The following is a 17972-nucleotide window of genomic DNA, read 5'->3' on the forward strand; positions in this document are numbered from 1 at the left end:
GTGCGATGCTTAATCTGCGGAGAGTACAGGCTGTGGACGCCCGAAGAGAGTAGGTGCCTATGGAGGCATTCAGCCTGCCCGACTTCTACCTCCCGCACCCCGCCCGAATCAACCCCCACCTGGAACGCTCCCGCGAGCACAGCGCCGCGTGGGCCCGCCGGATGGGCATGCTCGACGCTCCCGCACCCGGTGGTGGTCCCGTCTGGGACGAGGAAGCGCTGGCCAGTATGGACTACGCGCTGATGTGCGCCTACACCCACCCCGACTGCGACGGCCCCACTCTGGATCTCATCACCGACTGGTACGTCTGGGTGTTCTTCTTCGACGACGACTTCCTGGAACGGTTCAAGAACTCCCGCGACCTGCGCGGGGCCAGGGCCTACCTGGACCGCCTCGAACTGTTCATGACCGCCGACCACCGGTCGGCGCCGGAGTCGGCGAACGCGGCCGAGGCGGGACTGGCCGATCTGTGGCGGCGCACGGTCCCGATGATGTCGTCCGACTGGCGGCGGCGCTTCGCAACCAGCACGCACAATCTGATGGTGGAGTCGATGTGGGAACTCGACAACATCGACCGCAACCGGATCGCCAACCCGATCGAGTACATCCAGATGCGCCGCAGGGTCGGGGGAGCGCCGTGGTCGGCCAATCTGGTCGAGTGCGCCGCCGGCGCCGAGGTGCCCGCCCGCTTCGCCGACTCCAGGCCGGTGACGAACCTGGCCGACACGTTCGCCGACGCCGTTCACCTGCGCAACGACCTGTTCTCCTACCAGCGCGAGGTCGAGCGGGAGGGTGAGAACTCCAACGCGGTCCTGGTGTTCGAGCGGTTCTTCGGCTACTCGACGCAGGAGGCCGCCGAGAAGGTCAACGACCTGCTGACCTCCCGGCTGCTGCAGTTCGAGGACGCGGCGCTGCTCGAGGTCCCCGCCCTCCTCGCCGAGCACGCCGCCCCGCACGCCGAGCAGGCCGACCTGGCCGCCTACGTCAAAGGGCTGCAGGACTGGCAGGCCGGCGGACACGAGTGGCATGCCAGGTCCAGCCGGTACATGAACGACAGCGTCGACACCCGCACACCGGCCGTACTCGGCGGCCCGACCGGCCTGGGGACCTCCTCGGCCAGGCCCCCGTTCTCCTCCTCCCCGCTCGGGCCGGGGCTCGAGCGCAGGTCCCGGCAGCGCTCGCAGCCGGTGTTCCGGCCGGTGGGCCACCTGCCGGTTCCGGGGCTGTACATGCCCTACTCCTTCCGCACGAGCCCCTACCTGGACGCCGCGCGCGATCACGCGGTGGACTGGGCGCGGCGGATGGGCATGTTCGACTCCGCGCCGGGGGTGGAGGCCGGCGGTGTGTGGGACGAACGGCGCTTCACCGGCTTCGACTTCCCGCACTGCGCGGCGATGATTCACGCCGACGCCGCACCCGACCAGCTCAACCTGTCCTCCGACTGGCTCGCCTGGGGAACCTACGGCGACGACTACTTCCCCATGGTGTTCGGAGCGCGCCGCGACCTCGCGGCGGCGAAGGCGTGCAACGACCGGCTGCCGGCGTTCATGCCCCTCGACGCCGGGCACACCCCGGAGCCGGCCAACCCGATCGAGCGCGGGCTGGCCGACCTGTGGCGCCGCACCGCGGCTCCGATGCCGCTGCCCGCCCGCGAACGGTTCCGCACCGCGGTCATGGACATGACCTCGAGCTGGTTGTGGGAGCTGGGCAACCAGACGCAGCACCGGGTCCCCGATCCGGTCGACTACATCGAGATGCGCCGCAGGACCTTCGGCTCGGACATGACGATGAGCCTGGCGCGGCTCGCCCACACCGACGACGTTCCCGCGGAGCTCTACCAGACGCGGGCCCTACGCGAGCTGGAGACCGCGGCGCAGGACTACGCCTGCTTCACCAACGACCTGTACTCCTACCAGAAGGAGGTCGAGTTCGAGGGCGAGCTGCACAACCTCGTTCTGGTGGTGGAGAACTTCCTGCACGTCGACCGCTGGACGGCGCGCGATGTCGTGGCCGACCTGATGAGGGCCCGGATGGAGCAGTTCGAGCACATCCTCGACAACGACCTGCCCGCTCTCTTCGAGGAGTCCGGCCTCGACGAGAAGGCGCGAACGGCGCTCACCGGCCACGCCGACAGACTCAAGGACTGGACGTCGGGAATCCTGGAGTGGCACCGCAGGTGCGTGCGCTACACCGAGGAGGAGCTCCGGCGCGTCCACCGCCCCGGGGCACGGACCGGTTTCGCACAGGGCCCCACCGGGCTCGGGACATCGGCGGCGCGCGTCGCGGCGCCGGCGGGAAGCGAGCCGCGGTGGTGACCGCCGGGGTGGGAGGGACCGCCGCGGGATCCAGCGGCGGCGCGCTCCGCCGCGGAGCGCGCTGAGAGCGCGGGGGTGGTCCGGTCGGGACGGCCCGGACCACCCCCGCCACCGCCTCCGTCGAGAAATCCCTTGGCGGCGGATACGTCGAACGGTGCCCGCCCGTCCTCGGAGGCGGCCCTCCGGCGCCTCTCCCCTACCGTTCGCGCCGCCGCGGCTCCCGCAAAAACGCCCCCGTCCGGGACGCGCTCGCCCGCGCGACCTCCTCCGGCGTCCCTTCGGCCACGATCTCGCCGCCGTTAGCGCCGCCTTCCGGGCCGAGGTCGACCACCCAGTCGGAGGCGCGGACGACATCGAGGTCGTGCTCGATGGTGACGACGGTGTTGCCCGCGTCGACGAGCCGCTGGAGCACGCCCAGCAGCCGCGCGTTGTCCGCGGCGTGCAGGCCGGTGGTCGGCTCGTCGAGCAGGTACAGCGTGCGCCGGGTCGCGCGGCGGCCGAGTTCCTTGGCGAGCTTGATGCGCTGCGCCTCGCCGCCGGACAGCGTCGTCGCCGGCTGGCCCAGTCGCAGGTAGTCGAGCCCGACGTCGGCCATGAGGCGCAGCCGCGCCGCGGCCGCGGGCACGCCGCTGAAGAGTGCGAGCGCCTCCTCGACGGTCATGTCGAGCACCTGGGCGATGTCGTGCCCGCCGTAGTGCACGGCGAGCACGGCCTGCTTGAAGCGGCGCCCGCGGCAGGCGGGGCAGCGCACCTGCACGTCGGGCAGGAAGTGCATCTGCACGGTGAGAGCGCCCGCCCCCTCGCAGCGCTCGCAGCGGCCGCCGGGCACGTTGAACGAGAAGTGCCTCGGCGTGAGCCCGTGCTCGCGCGCACCGGCGGTCGCGGCGAACGCCTCGCGCACCGGCGTGAACACGTCGGAGTACGTCGCCGCGTTCGAGCGCGCTCCGCGCCCGATCGCCTGCTGGTCGATGGTCACGGCCGTGTCGATGTGCTCCCACCCGCTGATCGCGTCGTGCTCGCCGGGCGCCTCGCCCGCGCTGTGGAACCGCTGCCGTGCGGCGCGGCCGAGGACGTCGAGCAGCAGTGACGATTTGCCCGAGCCCGACGGGCCGGTCACGGCGACCAGGAGCCCGAGCGGCAGCCGCATGGTGACGTTCTTGAGGTTGTGCGCACGCGCGCCGTGTACCACCAGCGCCGTGCCGTCGCCGTGCCGGCGCGACGCGGGGACGGGCACGGACAGCCGCCCGGCGAGGTAGTCGCCGGTGGTCGAGCCCGTGCTCGCGGCCACCTCCGCCGGTGGTCCCGCGGCCACGATGTGCCCGCCGTCGCGTCCGGCGCCCGGCCCGACGTCGACGAGGTGGTCGGCCGCGCGCAGCACGTCGAGGTCGTGCTCGATGACGAGCACGGTGTTGCCCAGGTCGCGCAGGCGGCGCAGCACCTCGGTCAGCCGCGCGGTGTCGGCGGGATGCAGGCCGATGGTGGGCTCGTCGAGCACGTAGAGCACACCGGTGAGTCCGGAGCCGAGCAGCGCGGCAAGGCGGAGGCGCTGGGCCTCACCGGCCGAGAGGCTGGGGGTGGCGCGTTCCATCGTCAGGTACCCGACACCGACGTCGACCAGCCGGCGCACGCGTTCGTGCAGGTCGGCGACGATGGGGTCGGTGACGAGCCACTCTTCGGCGGTGATGCGCCCCTGCAGCGCGTCGATCCATGCGGCGAGCTCGCTGAGCGGCAGGCGCGCGGCCTCGACGATGCCGAGCCCGGTGACGGTGACGCCCCGGCTCTCGGGGCGCAGGCGCGCGCTTGGCAGTCCGGGCAGGTTTCGTTGACCAGGAACCGCTCGATCTTTTCGCGGTAGCCGGCGTCCTCGATGCGGTCGGCGTAGCGCCGCAGCAGGTTGGTGACCGCCCCTTCGAAGCGCCCGTGGGCGACGGTGGTGGGCGGTGCGGCACCGGGGAAGTGCCGGCGGAACTCCGGGCTGTCGACGCCGTGGAGCAGCAGGTCGTACTGGGCGGCCCCGAGCGTTTTCACGGGCTGGTCCGCCTCGAAGGCGAAACCGTAGTGCCGCCCGGCGGCCTGCAGGATCGCGGTGTTGCGTTCGACGACGGAGGGGTGCCAGCCGTGCACGGCGCCCGCGGCGACGCTGCGCTCGTGGTCGATCAGCCGGCGCAGGTCGGCCTGGTGCACCGTTCCGAGGCCGGTGCAGGTGGGGCACGCGCCGGCGGGTTTGTTGAACGAGAAGTGCGCCATGCCCATCTCGGGTATGGGCGTTCCGCAGTGCGGGCACGGCACGGTCGGCCCGGCCCTGGGTGTCTCGTCCGGCTCGCCGCCGGCCGACTCGTCGTCCCAGACCTCGTCGCCGCTCACGTGATAGGCGGGCGGGGTGTTCCGCCCGCACGCCGGGCACGGGCGGTGGCCGATGCGCGCCCAGAGCACCCGCAGGTAGGTGAAGACCTCGGTGACCGTGCCGACCGTTGACCGCGGACTGCGGTTGGTGAGGTGCTGGTCCACACTGATCGACGGTGACAGGCCCGTGATCGAGTCGACCTCGGGCCTGCTGAGGAACCCCGTGACCATGCCCAGCGACTCCAGGTACTGCCGCTGTCCTTCCTTGTGCAGCGTGTCCAGGGCGAGTGTGGACTTGCCCGAGCCGGAGAGACCGGTGAGGACGACGAGCTTGTTCTTCGGGACGGCGAGCGTGACGTTCTTGAGGTTGTGCAGGCGTGCGCCTTTGACGAGGATCGAGTCGTTCATGGTTGTGCTCTCCTACAGGCCCTAGACCAGTTGTACTGACGCCGTCAGCGCTCGTCGCGCCTGTCGGCCCTGCGGCTGCCGACGCCACCGGAGAACTCGGCGACCGGGGTTCGCCTGCCCGGCCATCCCGCGGACGAGCGGCTCACCGGTCAGCCGCCTGCACCGCGCTTCCCCGGTCCGGCCGGTGGCCGCCGTCCACCGGTGGCATTCGGCGAGAGGAGACCATTCTTTTCCGCCCTCGCCGCCGACACCCATTCCTTCAAGTATCTCATTGAAGTTCCTATTGGGACTTTTCTACACAGTTAACGACTTAAACTGGGATAGTGTTCGTATAACCTTCAACTCACCGGTGAACCCTGCCATGAGAAGGGCGGATCAATGAGCCGGACGGAAGCAGGACTTCGCCCCATTGACCTGGCGCGAGCGGCGGGTCTTTCCACCCAGCAGATCCGCAACTACGCGGACACGGGCATCCTGCCCCCGGCCTCCCGCACCCCTGCCGGTTACCGCAGGTTCAGCGCCCGGCACCGCCGGGCCCTGCTCACCTACCGCGCTCTCACGAGGGGGTACGGGCGAGGCGCCGCCCACGCGATCATGGAGGCCGTCCACGCCGGTGACCTCCCCCGGGCGCTCACGCTGGTGGACGCCGGCCATGCCGCGCTGCACGAGCAGCGGCTCTCCCTCCAGGCCACCGGCGAGGCGCTCGAAGCGGTCGCGAAGCAGACCCCGGAGACCCCCGCACCGCCGCGGTCGGAGATGCGCATCGGAGAGGTGGCCGACTACCTCGGGGTCCGCACCTCCGCGCTACGTGTATGGGAGTCCGCCGGCCTGCTGGCACCGAAACGTGATCCGGGCACCGGGTACCGCCGCTTCGGGCCGAGCGACCTCCGGGACGCACGAATGATCAACATGCTCCGGCAGGGCCGCCACCCCCTGCCCCAGATCCAGCCCATCCTCGACGGCCTACGCCGAACAGGCAGCACCGACGCACTTCGCGCGGCCCTCACACAACGGCACGCGGAACTGGTGCAACAGGCAACGGCGATGCTCGAAGGCTCTAGCCACCTGCACCACTACGTCACGGCCGGGGAGGCGGCCTCCGGCGGCGAAACGCCCCAACAGGCAGGCGGCGCGACTGAACCGTAATTCCCCCGCACACGTATCCCTCGTGTAACGCCCTGCTTGTATCGCGTCGATGTCGTGGGAGCGGCAGGGCATTGTGTCATGCCCGTTTCTCCTAAGAAAGGATCTGTGTTGGCTGGTTCCATGGATCTCGGGTTGCTGCGCAAGGGCGCGCATAGCCCTTCCTACTTCTCGCTCTTGCGCGGAATGGGCGGGCAGCAGAGTGAGCTGATCGACTTCTGCATCCCGTGCAACCCGTATTTCCCCACTCCGGAGATGTTCGAGCGCCTGGAGAGGAACCTGCAGACCATCCTCAAGTACTACCCCAGCGACGGCGACACGATCACCGCTGAGCTGTGCACGACGCTGGGGCTCAACCCGCAGACGGTGGCCATGGGCAACGGCTCCACCGAACTGATCACCTGGATCGACCATCTGCTCATCCACGACAGCCTGGCCACACCGATCCCGACGTTCGGCCGCTGGACCGACCAGCCGCTGGAGACCGACAAGCGCGTGGACATGTTCCAGCTGCCCGAGAGCCACGACTTCGCGCTCGACGTGGACGCCTTCGTCCACTTCGTCCGGCAGCGCGGATCACGGGTCGCGGTGATCTGCAACCCGAACAACCCGGACGGCGGCTACCTCCCGCGGCGCGAGGTGATCAAGCTGCTCGACCAACTGGTCGATCTGGACCTGGTCGTGGTGGACGAGTCGTTCATCGACTTCGTCGACGCCGAGGCGCACACCAGCGTGGCGGACGAGGCCGCCATCCGTCCCAACGTGATCGTCCTCAAGAGCCTGGGCAAGAACTTCGGGCTGCACGGCATCCGGTTCGGCTACCTCGTCGCCAACCCGGCGCTGGCCGGAAAGGTCAGGAAGGTGCTGCCCAAGTGGAACCTGAACGCGTTCGCCGAGGTCGTGGTGTTCCTGCTCAAGCAGCACCGCGAGGAGTACCACAGGAGCCTGGAGCTGTTCATCCAGGACCGCAGGATGATGATCCAGCAGCTCGCCGCACTGCCAGGGCTGACGGTGTTCGCCTCTCAGGGCAACTTCGTCCTGGTGAAGCTCCCCGACGGCAAGGACGGCGTGCAGTTGCGCGACTTCCTGTTCGCCGAGCACGGGATCTATGTCCGGGAGTGCGGGAACAAACTGGGCTCCTCCAGCCGGTTCCTCCGCTTCGTGGTACGACCGCAGCAGGATGTCCGGCTGCTGCTGACCGGGCTGCACGCCTTCCTGTACGGCGCGAGCGGCGATGCCCTGGCCAGCGTCAGCGATTGGCGCGGCTCCTATGAGCAGGACAGCTGGAGGTTCGCGCCTCCCGGAAACGATGTGAGCAGCGTCGCCTCTCTCGGGCAGGCGCGGCACCGCAAGCGGTGACCGGCGCGCGCCGCGACGCCTCGGAAGGCCGCCACGTGGCCGCGGGACCGCGGTCCCGGACGTCCGCGCGAAGCCGGCGGGCCGCGGCCCGCCGTCCAACACACACCGAGCGCGCGGCTTCCAGCGCGATTTGAGACTTTTTGCGCACCGAACAGGGCGATCGCCGCGAATTCCTCCGAGAAGCCCCAAAAAGCGCTTCAATGAAACATTGAAGCAGGAAAATCCCGTGAAACGGCGGAGAATTCCTGCGATCTTTCGGAGGTTTCAATGGGGCGCTTTCCGATCCGGCTCATCCGGGTCGCCGAGGTCATGCGGATCACGCCGCAGCCGAGCGGCCGTGGATGCGCGGCTACACGATCCGCGCGCACCACCCGCGGCGCACCATGATCGACATCGATTTCGTACTGCACGGCGACGCCGGTCCCGCGACACGGTGGGCGCGCCCGCCTACGCCCGGCCCGTTCCCATAGGCTCATCCATCGACGCCGCCGACCGGGTCCTGATGGCCGGGGACGAGACGGCGCTTCCGGCGATCGGCACACTGATCGAGTCGCTGCCCCGGGAAGCCCGAGCGCTGGCCTACATCGAGGTCGACGACGCGGCCGAGGAGCAGCGCTTCGCCACACGCGGCGATGTGAGCGTGCACTGGCTGCACCGGGGCGAGGTCCGCCCGGACACAGCGACGCCCTGGTGGAGGCCGTGCGCGGCGCGCGCGGTTCCCACCGGGTTCGGTGTTCGCCTGGCTCGCCGGGGAGGCGGGAACGGTGCGCGCGCTGCGCCGGCACCTCGTCGACGAGCGCGGCCTGGACCGGCGCTCGATCGATTTCACCGGGTACTGGCGGCTCAAGCTGACCCAGGACGACGCCCCCATCGAGGAGGACATGGCCGACGTCCGGGAGCGCCTGGCGGAGGCGGAGTCCCAGAGACGGTCCGCCTCCGGCGGGACCTAAGAGCCCGCGCCGATCCCGGATGCCGGCCGGGGTCACCGCGCGGTTCCGGGCTCTTCACCGCGCGCTCATCACGTGCTTGAGGCGGGTGTAGTCCTCCAGGCTGTAGGCCGAGAGGTCCTTGCCGTAGCCCGAGTGCTTGAACCCGCCGTGCGGCATTTCCGAGGCCAGAGTCCCGTGGTTGTTCAGCCAGACCGCGCCGAAGTCCAGTTCGGCGCTCACCCGCATCGCGCGGGCGTGGTCCCTGGTCCACACCGAGGAGGCCAGCCCCTGGTCGACGCCGTTGGCCAGTTCCACGGCCTCGGTCTCGGCGCCGAAGGACTGCACGGTGATGACGGGGCCGAAGACCTCCTCGCCGACGATCTCGTCGTCGGAGGTGACCCCGGAGACCACGGTGGGAGCGACGAAGTAGCCGCGCTCCCCCACCCGGCCTCCCCCGGTTTCGATCTTGGCGTGCGCCGGCAGGCGTTGGAGCAGGCCGAGCACCCGGGCGAACTGGTCGGCGTTGTTGAGCGGCCCGAAGTCGCCGTTGCGCGCGGACGGCAGGCCGGTGCGCTGGGCGGCCGCCCGGGACGCGAGTTCGGCGACGAACACGTCGTGGACGGCGGAGTGCACGAGCACCCGGGTGGCCGCGGTGCAGTCCTGTCCGGCGTTGCAGAACGCGCCGGCGATGATGCCCTCGGTGGCGGCGGGGATGTCGGCGTCGTCGAAGACGAGTGCCGGCGCGTTGCCGCCCAGTTCCAGGTGCGGCTTCTTCAGGTCGGCGGCCGCGGCCTGCGCGACCTGGATGCCGGCACGGGTGGAGCCGGTGATGGAGACGAGCCGGGGCGCCTTGTGCTCGACGACCAGCCGGCCGGTGTCGCGGTCGCCGAGCACGACGTTGAACACGCCCGCAGGCAGCACCTCGGCGGCGATCTCGGCGAGTAGCACCGTGGACCCCGGTGTGGTCTCCGCCGGTTTGAGGACAACGGTGTTGCCGGCCGCCAGAGCGGGGCCGATCTTCCAGACCGCCATCATCAGCGGGTAGTTCCACGGGGTGATCTGCGCGCACACGCCAAGGGGCTCGCGGCGGATCCAGGAGGTGTAGCCGTCCAGATACTCGCCCGCGGCCCTGCCCTCCATGAGACGGGCCGCGCCGGCGAAGAACCGCAGCGTGTCCACGCACATCGGGATCTCCTCGCCGGTGACGGCCCGCCTGGGCTTGCCGGTCTCCCGGCATTCGGCGTCGGCGATCTGCGACGCGCGTCCGGCCAGCCCGTCGGTGATGGCCAGCAGCGCCTCCTGCCGCTCGGCCGCGGTGGTCCTCTTCCACGCGCGGAAGGCGGTGGCGGCGGAGCGCATCGCGGAGTCGACCTCGAAGGGGCCCGCGATGGCAGCGGAGCCGACCTGCTCACCGCTGACCGGGTCGATCAGCGCAGAGGTGCGGCCGTCGGCGGCGGGAACGCGCGCACCGTCGATGAAGTTGCGAAGTGGCGGAGTCATGCCGGTCCTTACCTTTTCCCTTCGTCCTTGTCCTCGTGGGGGCGGACCACTGCGCGGCGCCGCGGCTAGGGCGTGTCCGCGGCGAGATGGGTCGGTTCGAACATGCGGAGCACGGCCGGCAGGACGACCACACTCGGTCCGGGCGCGGCAAGGGCCGCGCTGAGATCGGCCTGCAGCCGTTCAGGGGTCGTGGAGGTCGCGGGGACCCCGAACGACCGGCTCAGGGCGACGAAGTCGGGGCGCGCCAGCTCTGTGTGGGCCGGGGCGCCGAACGCGGCGTTCATGTACTCGCGCAGGATCCCGTAGCCGCCGTCGTCCACGATCAGCCAGGTCACGGCCAGGTCGTGCTGGCGGGCGGTGGCGAGTTCGGCGATGGAGTACATGGCGCCGCCGTCGCCGGAGACGGCCAGAACCGGGCCCTCGGCGGTGGCCGCTGCCCCCAGCGCCGCGGGCAGCCCGTAGCCCAGTCCCCCGGCGCCCTGCCCCGAGTGCGCCCGGCCCGAGCGGGGGTCCCAGGCCGACCAGGCCCAGTAGGCCAGGATCGTCATGTCCCAGAAACTGGGCGCGTCATCGGGCAGCGCGGCACGGACCGCCGCTAGTACGGCGCGCTCGGTGTCGAGCCCCTGCTTGTCGAGGCGGGCGAGCACCCGCGCCTTGACGTCGGCGACCCGCTCGGCGACCCGCGGATCCTCCGGGCGCCGGGGCACCCGCGCGGCCAGCGCCGCCAGTGCCGCGGCGGCGTCGGCGTGGATTCCCAGCGCCGGGTGGTTGGACTCCAGCTTGCCCAAGTCGGCCTCGATCTGGACGAGGCGGCCCTGCGGCCGGAACGTGTGGTAGTTGCTGGACAGCTCGCCCAGCCCCGATCCGGCCACCAGCAGCACGTCGGCCTGCTCCAGGAACGAGGTGAGGTGCCGGTCTTCCAGCCACGACTGCAGCGACAACGGGTGCTCCCACGGGAACGCGTCCTTGCCGCCGAAGGTGGTGGCCACCGGCGCCTGCAACCGTTCGGCGAGTTCCCGCAGCGCCGAGTGAGCGCCGGACCTCGCAACGCCGCCGCCGGCGAGGACGGCGGGACGCTCGGCGCCGGCGAGCAGCCGCGCCGCTGCGTCGATGAGTTCCGCGCGCGGTGGCAGGGCGGGCGGGCTCCCCTCGACATCGGCCACCGGGGGAAGGCCGGCCGGGCCCAGCAGGATGTCCTGGGGAATCTCCACCCAGGAGGGGCCCGGCGGCGCGGCGGCGGCGTCGCGCCAGGCCTCGGCGAGCGCGGAGGGGATCTGGCTCGCGTGCCGGACCACACGCGTGGACTTGACCACCCCGGCGAAGCTCGCCTGCTGGTCGGGGAGCTCGTGCAGGAAACCGCGGCGCGCTTCGCCCAGGCCGGCGACCGGGACCTGGCTGCTGATGCCGAGCACGGGCACCCCGGCCGCACGCGACTCCTGCAGGGAGGCGAGAGTCAGCAGCGCCCCCGGACCGGTGGAGACCAGCAGCGGAGCCACCTCGCCGGTGGTGCGGGCGTATCCGTCGGCGGCGAAGGCCGCGTTGTTCTCCACCCGGTTGGAGACGAAACGCAGCGACGGTTCGCGGTCGATGGCGTCGAACAGCCCGAGCGCGTGCTGCCCGGGGATGCCGAAGGCGGTCCGGGCGCCCAGAGCCTTGAGTGTCTCGACGACGGCGTCGCCACCGGTGCGGGTGCGGCTCACTGCGTTCTGCCTTCCTGGTCGTGGTTGCTCTCGGTGCGTCTCGACGCGACCGCTCAGTCGACCCGCGCCTCAGCGGCGGCCTCAGGGGCCTCCTCGCCGCGCACCCGCCGGCGCCAGGCCGCCAGCACGGCGGGGTCGGTGGGCTTGGTGGCGAGGCTGACGGCGACGTAGACGACGAGTGAGCCGAGCAGCCCGTAGTAGATGGGTTCGTTGGCCTCCATGCCCTTGGCGACCATGGTGGCGATGACGATGGCCGTTCCCGAGACCATGGAGGCCAGCGCGCCGGCCCTGGTTCCCCGCGGCCACACCAGGCCGCCGAGGATGGCCACGAGCAGCCCGCCGACCAGGATGTTGTAGGCGACGGTCAGCGCCGCGACCACGTCGTCGATCAACACCGCCGTGCCGATCGTGCCCAGCCCGAGAACAAGGGTGAACACCCGGTTGGCGGCGACCTCGCCGTGGTTTCCCGCGCCTTCGCTCTCGCCGGGGACCGGCGCGGCCCCGCGCCGCCAGAGCCGGCGCACCTGCGGCCAGAGGTCGGTGGAGGTGACGGCGGAGCAGGCGATGAGCGCGCCGCTGGCCGTGGACATGACCGCCGAGAGCGCGGCGGCCAGGACCAGGCCGGCGACACCGACGGGCAGGGTCTCCGCGACGATCATCGTGAAGGCGTCGTCCGGGTTGTCCAGATTCGGGAACATCACCGCCCCCGCCGTACCGATGAGCGCACCGGCGACACCGTAGACCAGGCAGTAGACGCCGGCGCCGATCCCGCCTGTGGTGACGACCCGCCCACTTCGGCCGGTGAAGACCCGCTGCCAGATGTCCTGCCCGATGAGCAGGCCGAGCGAGTAGATGAGGAAGTAGGTCCCGATCGTGCCGACCCCGATGCCGGCCGGGTCGAAGTAGGAGCGTTGAGCTGCTCGCTCATGCCGGTGAAGCCGCCCGCGTGCCAGATCGCGACGGGGGTGAGGATCAGCAGCAGCCCCACGGTCTTGATGACGAACTGGGCGATGTCGGTCATGGTCACCGACCACATGCCGCCTAGTGTCGAGTACAGCACGACGATGCCGCCGCCGAGGACGATCGCGGCGGTGCGGTGCATGTCGAACAGCCCGGTGAAGACCGTGGAGAAGGCCAGGGTGGAGGGCACCGTGAGCACGAAGGTGTAGCCCCACATCACCAGCCCCGAGACGACCCGGGAGTTGCCGCCGTAGCGCAGGTCGATCATCTCGCGACGGTGTAGACCTTCAGCCGGGAGATGCGGCGGGCGAAGATGGCGTGCAGCAGGATGATGCCGGTCCCGATGGCGGCGACCAGCCAGGCGCCGGATATCCCGTAGGTGTAGCCGAGCCCGATGCCGCCGATGGTGGAGGCTCCGCCGAGCACGATGGCGGCCATCGTGCCGGAGTACATGAACGTGCCGAGCCGTCGTCCCGCGACGAGATAGTCGGCGCGGTTGCGGGCGCGGTACATACCCCACCAGCCCAGCGCGACCATCCCTATCAGGTACGCGGCGATCACGGCGAGATTGACGGACATTTCGGTCTCCCGGCGGTGGGTCGGAGCACAACTGTCGCCGATGGCCTCGAAGCCCTGGTCAGCGAACTCCCAGCACGGTAAACAGTCGGTAAGTTCCCACGTAAGTGGATGATTCGTACCGTCGAACGCCCCACTCTGGGCACTTCGACTGCCGGGTGCCCCGCAGCGCACCGGCGCCCGCGCAGTCGTGAGCGAGCGGGGCCCCGATCCAGCGGTTCTCGGCGCCGTCCGCCGCGCAGGAAGCCATTCGAAAGCCGCCGCGCCCCAGTCCACGGCCGGCGTGAGAAGCGGGAGGACGCGCAATGAACCCGGCTCTGATCTGGGCCACCATCGTTACGATGCCTCTGTCCTATGCCGTTGAGGCCATGGAGGAAGGGACATCGGCGGGCGAGTTCACCGCCGGCCTGGCGACGAACATGGGAGTCGTGCTCGGCTTCGTCCTGCTGGCCCTGTCCCTCGGGGCGGCCATCCTGCGGCGCAGAAACCCCTGAGAGCCCACCGGCTCGACCACTCCGCGAGCCGCCGGCGTCGGGGCACCGCGCACGTTCCGGTCCCCGCGTGCGGCTAAAGTGCACGCATGAACGCGACGGTGGAACATGTCGCCGCGGTACTGCGCCGACTAAGCGCGGCCGACGAGATCACCGAACTCCCGGAAGCTGCCCCCAACGCCGCCACCGCAGCGGCCCAACTGGGATGCGACGTGGCCGCGATCGCCAACAGCCTCATCTTCACCGCCGACGGCGCACCGGTACTGGTGATCGCCAGCGGGGCCCATCGGGTCGACACCGCCAAGGTCGCCTCCCTGGTGGACGCCTCAGAGGTCACGAGGGCCACCCCCGACTTCGTGCGCGCGGCCACCGGTCAGCCCATCGGCGGGGTCGCCCCGATCGGCCACCCGCAGCCGATCAGGACGATCGTCGACACCCGGCTCGCCGAACGCGACACGGTGTGGGCGGCCGCCGGCCACCCCAGAACGGTCTTCCGCTCCACCTTCGACGAACTCGTCCGGATCACCGAGGGAACCCCCGCCGACGTGGGCGCCTGAGCGGCCCCGGGCACACGGCGAAAAGGGAGGGTGTGCGGTGATCCGGGTGCTGGTGGCCGCCGCGGCACGGCGGAGGGGTGAAAGTGTCCAGCGCCCCAGCTCGGCCGGGGCGGGCCGGCTCGGCCGAGTTCCCTCAGCCTTCCGGCCGCCCCTGGCCGGTATCTCCGAGGGCGTCCGGCCGACGCCCGCGGCAGATCAGCCTGATCGAACTTCGCGGCCATCGCCGCGGAGTCGAAGGCGTCGAACGACAGCTCGTTGAGGCTGTACCAGTTACCGGAGTTGTCGCGGAAGACCGCCTCGACGCCGTAGGGGCGCTCCTGCGGTTCCTGGAGGAACTCCACGCCTCGGGCGGCGTACTCCTCGTAGGTCTTGCGGCAGTCGTCGGTGTTCCAGGCGCCCCCGCTCAGCGCGCCTTTGGCGAGCAGGGCGCGGATGGCGGCGGCGTCCTCCTCGCTGTGCATCGGCGGCCCGGGGACAGTGAGGTGAAGCTGGAAGCGCGGGTCCGCGGGCGGCCCCACGGTGAGCCAGCGGTAGCCGTCCTCCAGGGTGAGGTCGAAGCGCTCCTCGAAGCCGAGTTTGTCGATGAAGAACCGCTTGGACGCCTCGTAGTCGAGGACGTAGACACCAGCCACGCCGAGTCTGGTGATCATTGCCTGCCCCTCTCGTCGAACGACACCTGGTTGGTCTCGACGCTAGTCCGGCCCCTGGTCGCCGGGCTTCTCCGTGCTTGCTGTCCTCGGTGTCCGCGGTCTGGGCCCGGCCCACATGAGGACGTAGCAGCCCGGGATGGGCGCCGGCTCTTTGCGGTGCGCCTCGCGCTGGAACTGTGAGGGGGAGACACCGACGAGCTCGCTGAACCGCGAGCTGAACGAGCCCAGGCTGGTACAGCCCACCAGGTGGCAGACCTCGGTGACCGTGAGGTTGACCGAGCGCAGCAGTTCCTGCGCCCGCTCGATCCGGCGCCGGGACAGGTAGCGGCCGGGCGTCTCCCCGTAGGCGGCCCGGAAGGCGCGGGCGAAATGGTAGCGGGAGTAGCCCGCGGCGCGGGCGATGTCGCCGAGGTCCAGCGGTTCGGCGTAGCGGCTGTCCATGAGGTCGCGCGCCCGCCGCAGGGCGATCAGTGTCTCCACTCCGAGAGAGCCGGGCGGGACCGCCCTGTGCGCGCAGGAGGGCTGTGCCATGGCAGCACTTTAGCGGCGGGTACCGTCACAGAAGCGGTCGCCGCGTCCCCCGGTAAGCGTCGATCTTCGAGCGCCGGGGAGCCGGCCGGGAACGGCACGGCAGCACGATCAGCATGATCTCCACGGACGCACCGCCGCGCCGAGCACCGCGGCGATGACGTTCCACGTCACGTCGTAGGGCGCCAGGCCCACCCCGGAGCGGATCCGGTGCAGGCCCATCACGAGGTCGCAGGCGTGTTAGGCGCGCAGTTCGCACCACACGGTGTGCCCGCGGGGGTGCGGCGGGGCGGTGAAACCGCAACGCCCTTCGCACAGATGGGCGACCACCCGCAGTCCGCGCCCGGAATCGGCGGTGTTCTCGGCGGGGTCGATCTGCCTGAGGTAGGGCCGCTTGGCGGAACCGGACAGCGGCCCCATATCGCGCAGTTCCAGGCAACGGGAGTCGGGACTCTGCCAGAGCGAGACGGTGAACACGCCGCCGGGCAGGCCGGAGCGTGTGTGCTGGAGGGCGTTGGTGCCGAGCTCGCTCGCGCAGAGCAGGAGGTCGCGCGTCAGCTCCTCGACGCACTGGAAGTAACCGAGGCAGCTGTGCTGGGCGATCCAGTCGCGCATGAGCCGGATGCTCGCGGCCTGGCCGGTGAAGGTCAGCTGGTGGTCGGGCTCCCTGTGCCACACGCCGGCATGGGCCGGATCGGGCCGGACGCTAGTCTGGTACACGGTTCTACTCCCTGGGGCTAGCAGGTGAGTGGGACAAGGCTCCGGCCGGGTGCGCTACCACCCGGCCGGAGCCGTTCTTATCGCGGCGCTCGACGTTTTTCACCGCCCCGGCCACGAATGGACCGGCGGCGGCAGTCGAAGTATGGACCCATTCATACTTGCGTGCAATAAGCTTACTATTTCTCTCGCACAAGATTTCCGGATGTGGCTGGAGCGAGGTCCATGCAGCGAACAGGCCCCACAGTGGCACGGCGCAGTTTGGCTCGGATCTTGCGCGAACGCCGCAAAGCGCTGAACGTGAAACGCGAGGACGTCGCCCGGCACGCCGGAGTGACCCCGCCGACGATCAACCGCATCGAAGCGGCGTCGGTACGCGCGGAGGTCGGGACCGTGGCGCTCATGCTCGATCTTTACGACTTCAGCGACGAAGAGCGCGCGGAACTGCTGGACATGGCCCGGGCCGCCAAGAAGCGGGGCTGGTGGCAACGGTACTCGCTCAAGGTGCCCAAATGGTTCTCCGTCTACATAGGCCTGGAGCACGAGGCCGCGGCCGTCCTGTGCTACCAGGTGGAAGTGGTTCCGGGGCTGGTGCAGACCGAGGACTACGTCAGGGCGCTTCTGCGCGGTGAGTCGCATGCGATCTCCGAAGAGGAGGAGGACCGCTGCGTCACGGTCCGCCGGACACGCCAGAAGCGCCTGTTCGGCGACGACCCGCCCAAGGTCTGGGCGGTTATCAGCGAGGCCGCGCTCTACCGGCAGGTCGGCGGTAGGGAGGTGCTGCGCGAGCAGCTCGAACAGCTGATCCGCTTGGCACGGCAGGACCGCGTCACCGTGCAGGTGCTTCCCGCCGCCGCCGGGGCGCACGCCGCCATCGAGACACCGTTCACCCTGCTGACCTTCGCAGATCCCCAGGACCGCGACGTCGTCTACGTCGAATACCGCTTGGGCGCTGTCTATCTGGAAGAGCCGGACGAAAGCGAGACGTACAACGCTGTTTTCGAGCAGTTGACGAGGAAAGCCCTCGACCAGGAGGGATCGATCGCTCTCATTCGGACGGCGATCAAAGCACTCGGGTAATTTCCAAGGGCGGAAAAGCCGGTGGCGGGCGCGTTTCGAGCTTTGGCGCGTTCGGCCACCGCACCGAAGCGGGCCTGTTTCCCTCCCCGCCTCGCCCGGGAGCGGTCCCCCAGAAGCCATGGCCGGGAACGACTCCCCCCATTCATCGCCGAGACAGGATATGATCGGCGAATGGCGATGAACAGTACGGGCGATCGCACCCCCGCGACCCCCCCTGACCTGGTCGAGGCCGGAGCCCTGTTCCACAGCCTCTCCGACACCACCCGCCTGGCGATCGTGCGCCGCCTGGCCCAGGGCGAGGCGCGGGTGGCCGACCTGGTGAACCAGCTCGAACTCGCCCAGTCCACCGTTTCGGGCCATGTGGCCTGCCTGCGCGACTGCGGCCTGGTCGAGGGGCGTCCCGAAGGCCGCCAGGTGTTCTACTCGCTGGCCCGCCCCGAACTGCTGGACCTGCTGGCCGCGGCGGAGACGCTGCTGAGCGCCACCGGCAGCGCGGTGGCGCTGTGCCCGAACTACGGAGCCGGCCACCGGAGCGGAACAGGGGAAGTGCACGATGAGTGACACCTGCTGCGGCGACGGCGAGCCCCACGCCGGCCAAGGAGCCGAGGAGCGCGCCCCCGAAACCCTGTGGCAGGTGAGGGAGATCCGCTTCGCCGCCGTCGCCGGGGCGCTGCTGGCCGCGGGCTACGCATCCGGGTGGGCCGGCGCGCCCGAAC

The 17972-nt window shown here is 70.4% G+C and carries 16 protein-coding genes and 4 pseudogenes; 10 read left to right on the forward strand and 10 right to left on the reverse strand.

Features of this window, described 5'->3' with window-relative positions; genetic code table 11:
- The first annotated feature begins 59 nt into the window (after nt 1–59).
- The gene (locus VS93_RS02360) at nt 60–2315 is read left to right on the forward strand and encodes a terpene synthase family protein (RefSeq protein ID WP_046468366.1); all 2256 of its coding nucleotides are present in this window, start codon (nt 60–62) and stop codon (nt 2313–2315) included.
- Between the two features lie 196 nt (nt 2316–2511).
- On the opposite strand, the gene VS93_RS30200 is transcribed toward VS93_RS02360, so the two are convergent.
- Nucleotides 2512–3942, reverse strand: a complete 1431-nt coding sequence (locus tag VS93_RS30200) for an excinuclease ABC subunit UvrA (RefSeq protein ID WP_201776530.1) — start codon at nt 3940–3942, stop codon at nt 2512–2514.
- On the reverse strand, nt 3906–5066 hold the full coding sequence (locus tag VS93_RS30205) for an excinuclease ABC subunit UvrA (RefSeq protein ID WP_201776531.1): 1161 nt from the start codon (nt 5064–5066) through the stop codon (nt 3906–3908). Before VS93_RS30205 ends, VS93_RS30200 begins: the two co-directional genes overlap by 37 nt.
- A gap of 378 nt (nt 5067–5444) precedes the next feature.
- On the opposite strand from VS93_RS30205, the gene VS93_RS02370 reads away from it, so the two are divergent.
- Together VS93_RS02370 and VS93_RS02375 are read left to right on the forward strand one after the other, a co-directional pair.
- Entirely contained in the window at nt 5445–6212 is a 768-nt protein-coding gene (locus VS93_RS02370; protein ID WP_046468367.1) for a MerR family transcriptional regulator, read from the forward strand.
- A 108-nt stretch (nt 6213–6320) separates the two neighbouring features.
- Nucleotides 6321–7568 carry a pyridoxal phosphate-dependent aminotransferase gene (locus VS93_RS02375; protein ID WP_201776532.1) on the forward strand — a complete coding sequence of 416 codons (1248 nt, stop codon included), beginning with the start codon at nt 6321–6323 and terminating at the stop codon, nt 7566–7568.
- A gap of 197 nt (nt 7569–7765) precedes the next feature.
- Here VS93_RS02375 and VS93_RS30890 read toward each other — a convergent pair whose 3' ends face one another.
- On the reverse strand, nt 7766–7978 hold the full coding sequence (locus tag VS93_RS30890; RefSeq protein ID WP_162231625.1) for a hypothetical protein: 213 nt from the start codon (nt 7976–7978) through the stop codon (nt 7766–7768).
- Between VS93_RS30890 and VS93_RS33190 the strand changes: the two genes are divergently transcribed.
- The 3 genes and pseudogenes from VS93_RS33190 to VS93_RS32410 form a co-directional block, all read left to right on the forward strand.
- Nucleotides 7925–8038, forward strand: coding sequence for a siderophore-interacting protein (locus VS93_RS33190; protein WP_394298781.1), 114 nt, complete (start codon nt 7925–7927; stop codon nt 8036–8038). The two genes, VS93_RS30890 and VS93_RS33190, sit on opposite strands and share 54 nt — an antisense overlap.
- A pseudogene (locus VS93_RS33195) lies at nt 8002–8223 on the forward strand (siderophore-interacting protein); the annotation flags it as partial. The gene VS93_RS33190 and the pseudogene VS93_RS33195, both read left to right, overlap by 37 nt.
- A 58-nt stretch (nt 8224–8281) precedes the next feature.
- Nucleotides 8282–8518, forward strand: a pseudogene (locus tag VS93_RS32410) (SIP domain-containing protein); the annotation flags it as partial.
- Between the two features lie 54 nt (nt 8519–8572).
- Here VS93_RS32410 and VS93_RS02385 read toward each other — a convergent pair.
- The 4 genes and pseudogenes from VS93_RS02385 to VS93_RS33665 all read right to left on the reverse strand — a co-directional run.
- Entirely contained in the window at nt 8573–9997 is a 1425-nt protein-coding gene (locus VS93_RS02385; RefSeq protein WP_046468369.1) for a gamma-aminobutyraldehyde dehydrogenase, read from the reverse strand.
- Nucleotides 9998–10062: 65 nt separating this feature from the next.
- Nucleotides 10063–11697 (reverse strand): thiamine pyrophosphate-binding protein, encoded by a 1635-nt coding sequence (locus VS93_RS02390; RefSeq protein ID WP_046468370.1) that lies wholly within the window; start codon nt 11695–11697, stop codon nt 10063–10065.
- Nucleotides 11698–11750: 53 nt separating this feature from the next.
- Nucleotides 11751–12731, reverse strand: a complete 981-nt coding sequence (locus VS93_RS02395) for a sodium:solute symporter family transporter (protein WP_449353787.1) — start codon at nt 12729–12731, stop codon at nt 11751–11753.
- Nucleotides 12665–13236 (reverse strand): annotated as a pseudogene (locus VS93_RS33665) (sodium:solute symporter family transporter); the annotation flags it as partial. The pseudogene VS93_RS33665 and the gene VS93_RS02395, both read right to left, overlap by 67 nt.
- Nucleotides 13237–13538: 302 nt before the next feature.
- Here VS93_RS33665 and VS93_RS02400 point away from each other — a divergent pair.
- On the forward strand, nt 13539–13727 hold the full coding sequence (locus VS93_RS02400; RefSeq protein ID WP_046468371.1) for a hypothetical protein: 189 nt from the start codon (nt 13539–13541) through the stop codon (nt 13725–13727).
- A gap of 86 nt (nt 13728–13813) precedes the next feature.
- Nucleotides 13814–14281 (forward strand): YbaK/EbsC family protein, encoded by a 468-nt coding sequence (locus VS93_RS02405; RefSeq protein WP_046468372.1) that lies wholly within the window; start codon nt 13814–13816, stop codon nt 14279–14281.
- A gap of 278 nt (nt 14282–14559) precedes the next feature.
- Here VS93_RS02405 and VS93_RS02410 read toward each other — a convergent pair.
- The 3 genes and pseudogenes from VS93_RS02410 to VS93_RS02420 all read right to left on the reverse strand — a co-directional run.
- A pseudogene (locus VS93_RS02410) lies at nt 14560–14931 on the reverse strand (VOC family protein); the annotation flags it as partial.
- Between the two features lie 42 nt (nt 14932–14973).
- Nucleotides 14974–15462: a helix-turn-helix transcriptional regulator gene (locus VS93_RS02415; protein ID WP_046468373.1), complete on the reverse strand. Its 489-nt coding sequence runs from the start codon at nt 15460–15462 to the stop codon at nt 14974–14976.
- 237 nt (nt 15463–15699) lie between these two features.
- Nucleotides 15700–16179 (reverse strand): ATP-binding protein, encoded by a 480-nt coding sequence (locus VS93_RS02420; RefSeq protein ID WP_236700291.1) that lies wholly within the window; start codon nt 16177–16179, stop codon nt 15700–15702.
- Nucleotides 16180–16401: 222 nt separating this feature from the next.
- Between VS93_RS02420 and VS93_RS02425 the strand changes: the two genes are divergently transcribed.
- Both VS93_RS02425 and VS93_RS02430 read left to right on the forward strand, forming a co-directional pair.
- Nucleotides 16402–17256 carry a helix-turn-helix domain-containing protein gene (locus VS93_RS02425; protein WP_046468374.1) on the forward strand — a complete coding sequence of 285 codons (855 nt, stop codon included), beginning with the start codon at nt 16402–16404 and terminating at the stop codon, nt 17254–17256.
- A 171-nt stretch (nt 17257–17427) separates the two neighbouring features.
- Nucleotides 17428–17817 (forward strand): ArsR/SmtB family transcription factor, encoded by a 390-nt coding sequence (locus tag VS93_RS02430; RefSeq protein ID WP_046468375.1) that lies wholly within the window; start codon nt 17428–17430, stop codon nt 17815–17817.
- Nucleotides 17818–17972: the final 155 nt, after the last annotated feature.

It is taken from the genome of Allosalinactinospora lopnorensis (assembly GCF_000981225.1).
Classification (GTDB): domain Bacteria; phylum Actinomycetota; class Actinomycetes; order Streptosporangiales; family Streptosporangiaceae; genus Allosalinactinospora; species Allosalinactinospora lopnorensis.

What these genes read in the sequence shown, in the direction of transcription:
- VS93_RS02360 (WP_046468366.1), top strand. Translation starts at nt 60, where the DNA reads ATGGAGGCATTCAGCCTGCCCGACTTCTACCTCCCGCACCCCGCCCGA.
- VS93_RS30205 (WP_201776531.1), bottom strand. Translation starts at nt 5,066, where the DNA reads ATGAACGACTCGATCCTCGTCAAAGGCGCACGCCTGCACAACCTCAAG.
- VS93_RS02370 (WP_046468367.1), top strand. Translation starts at nt 5,445, where the DNA reads ATGAGCCGGACGGAAGCAGGACTTCGCCCCATTGACCTGGCGCGAGCG.
- VS93_RS02385 (WP_046468369.1), bottom strand. Translation starts at nt 9,997, where the DNA reads ATGACTCCGCCACTTCGCAACTTCATCGACGGTGCGCGCGTTCCCGCC.
- VS93_RS02400 (WP_046468371.1), top strand. Translation starts at nt 13,539, where the DNA reads ATGAACCCGGCTCTGATCTGGGCCACCATCGTTACGATGCCTCTGTCC.
- VS93_RS02405 (WP_046468372.1), top strand. Translation starts at nt 13,814, where the DNA reads ATGAACGCGACGGTGGAACATGTCGCCGCGGTACTGCGCCGACTAAGC.
- VS93_RS02415 (WP_046468373.1), bottom strand. Translation starts at nt 15,462, where the DNA reads ATGGCACAGCCCTCCTGCGCGCACAGGGCGGTCCCGCCCGGCTCTCTC.
- VS93_RS02425 (WP_046468374.1), top strand. Translation starts at nt 16,402, where the DNA reads ATGCAGCGAACAGGCCCCACAGTGGCACGGCGCAGTTTGGCTCGGATC.
- VS93_RS02430 (WP_046468375.1), top strand. Translation starts at nt 17,428, where the DNA reads ATGGCGATGAACAGTACGGGCGATCGCACCCCCGCGACCCCCCCTGAC.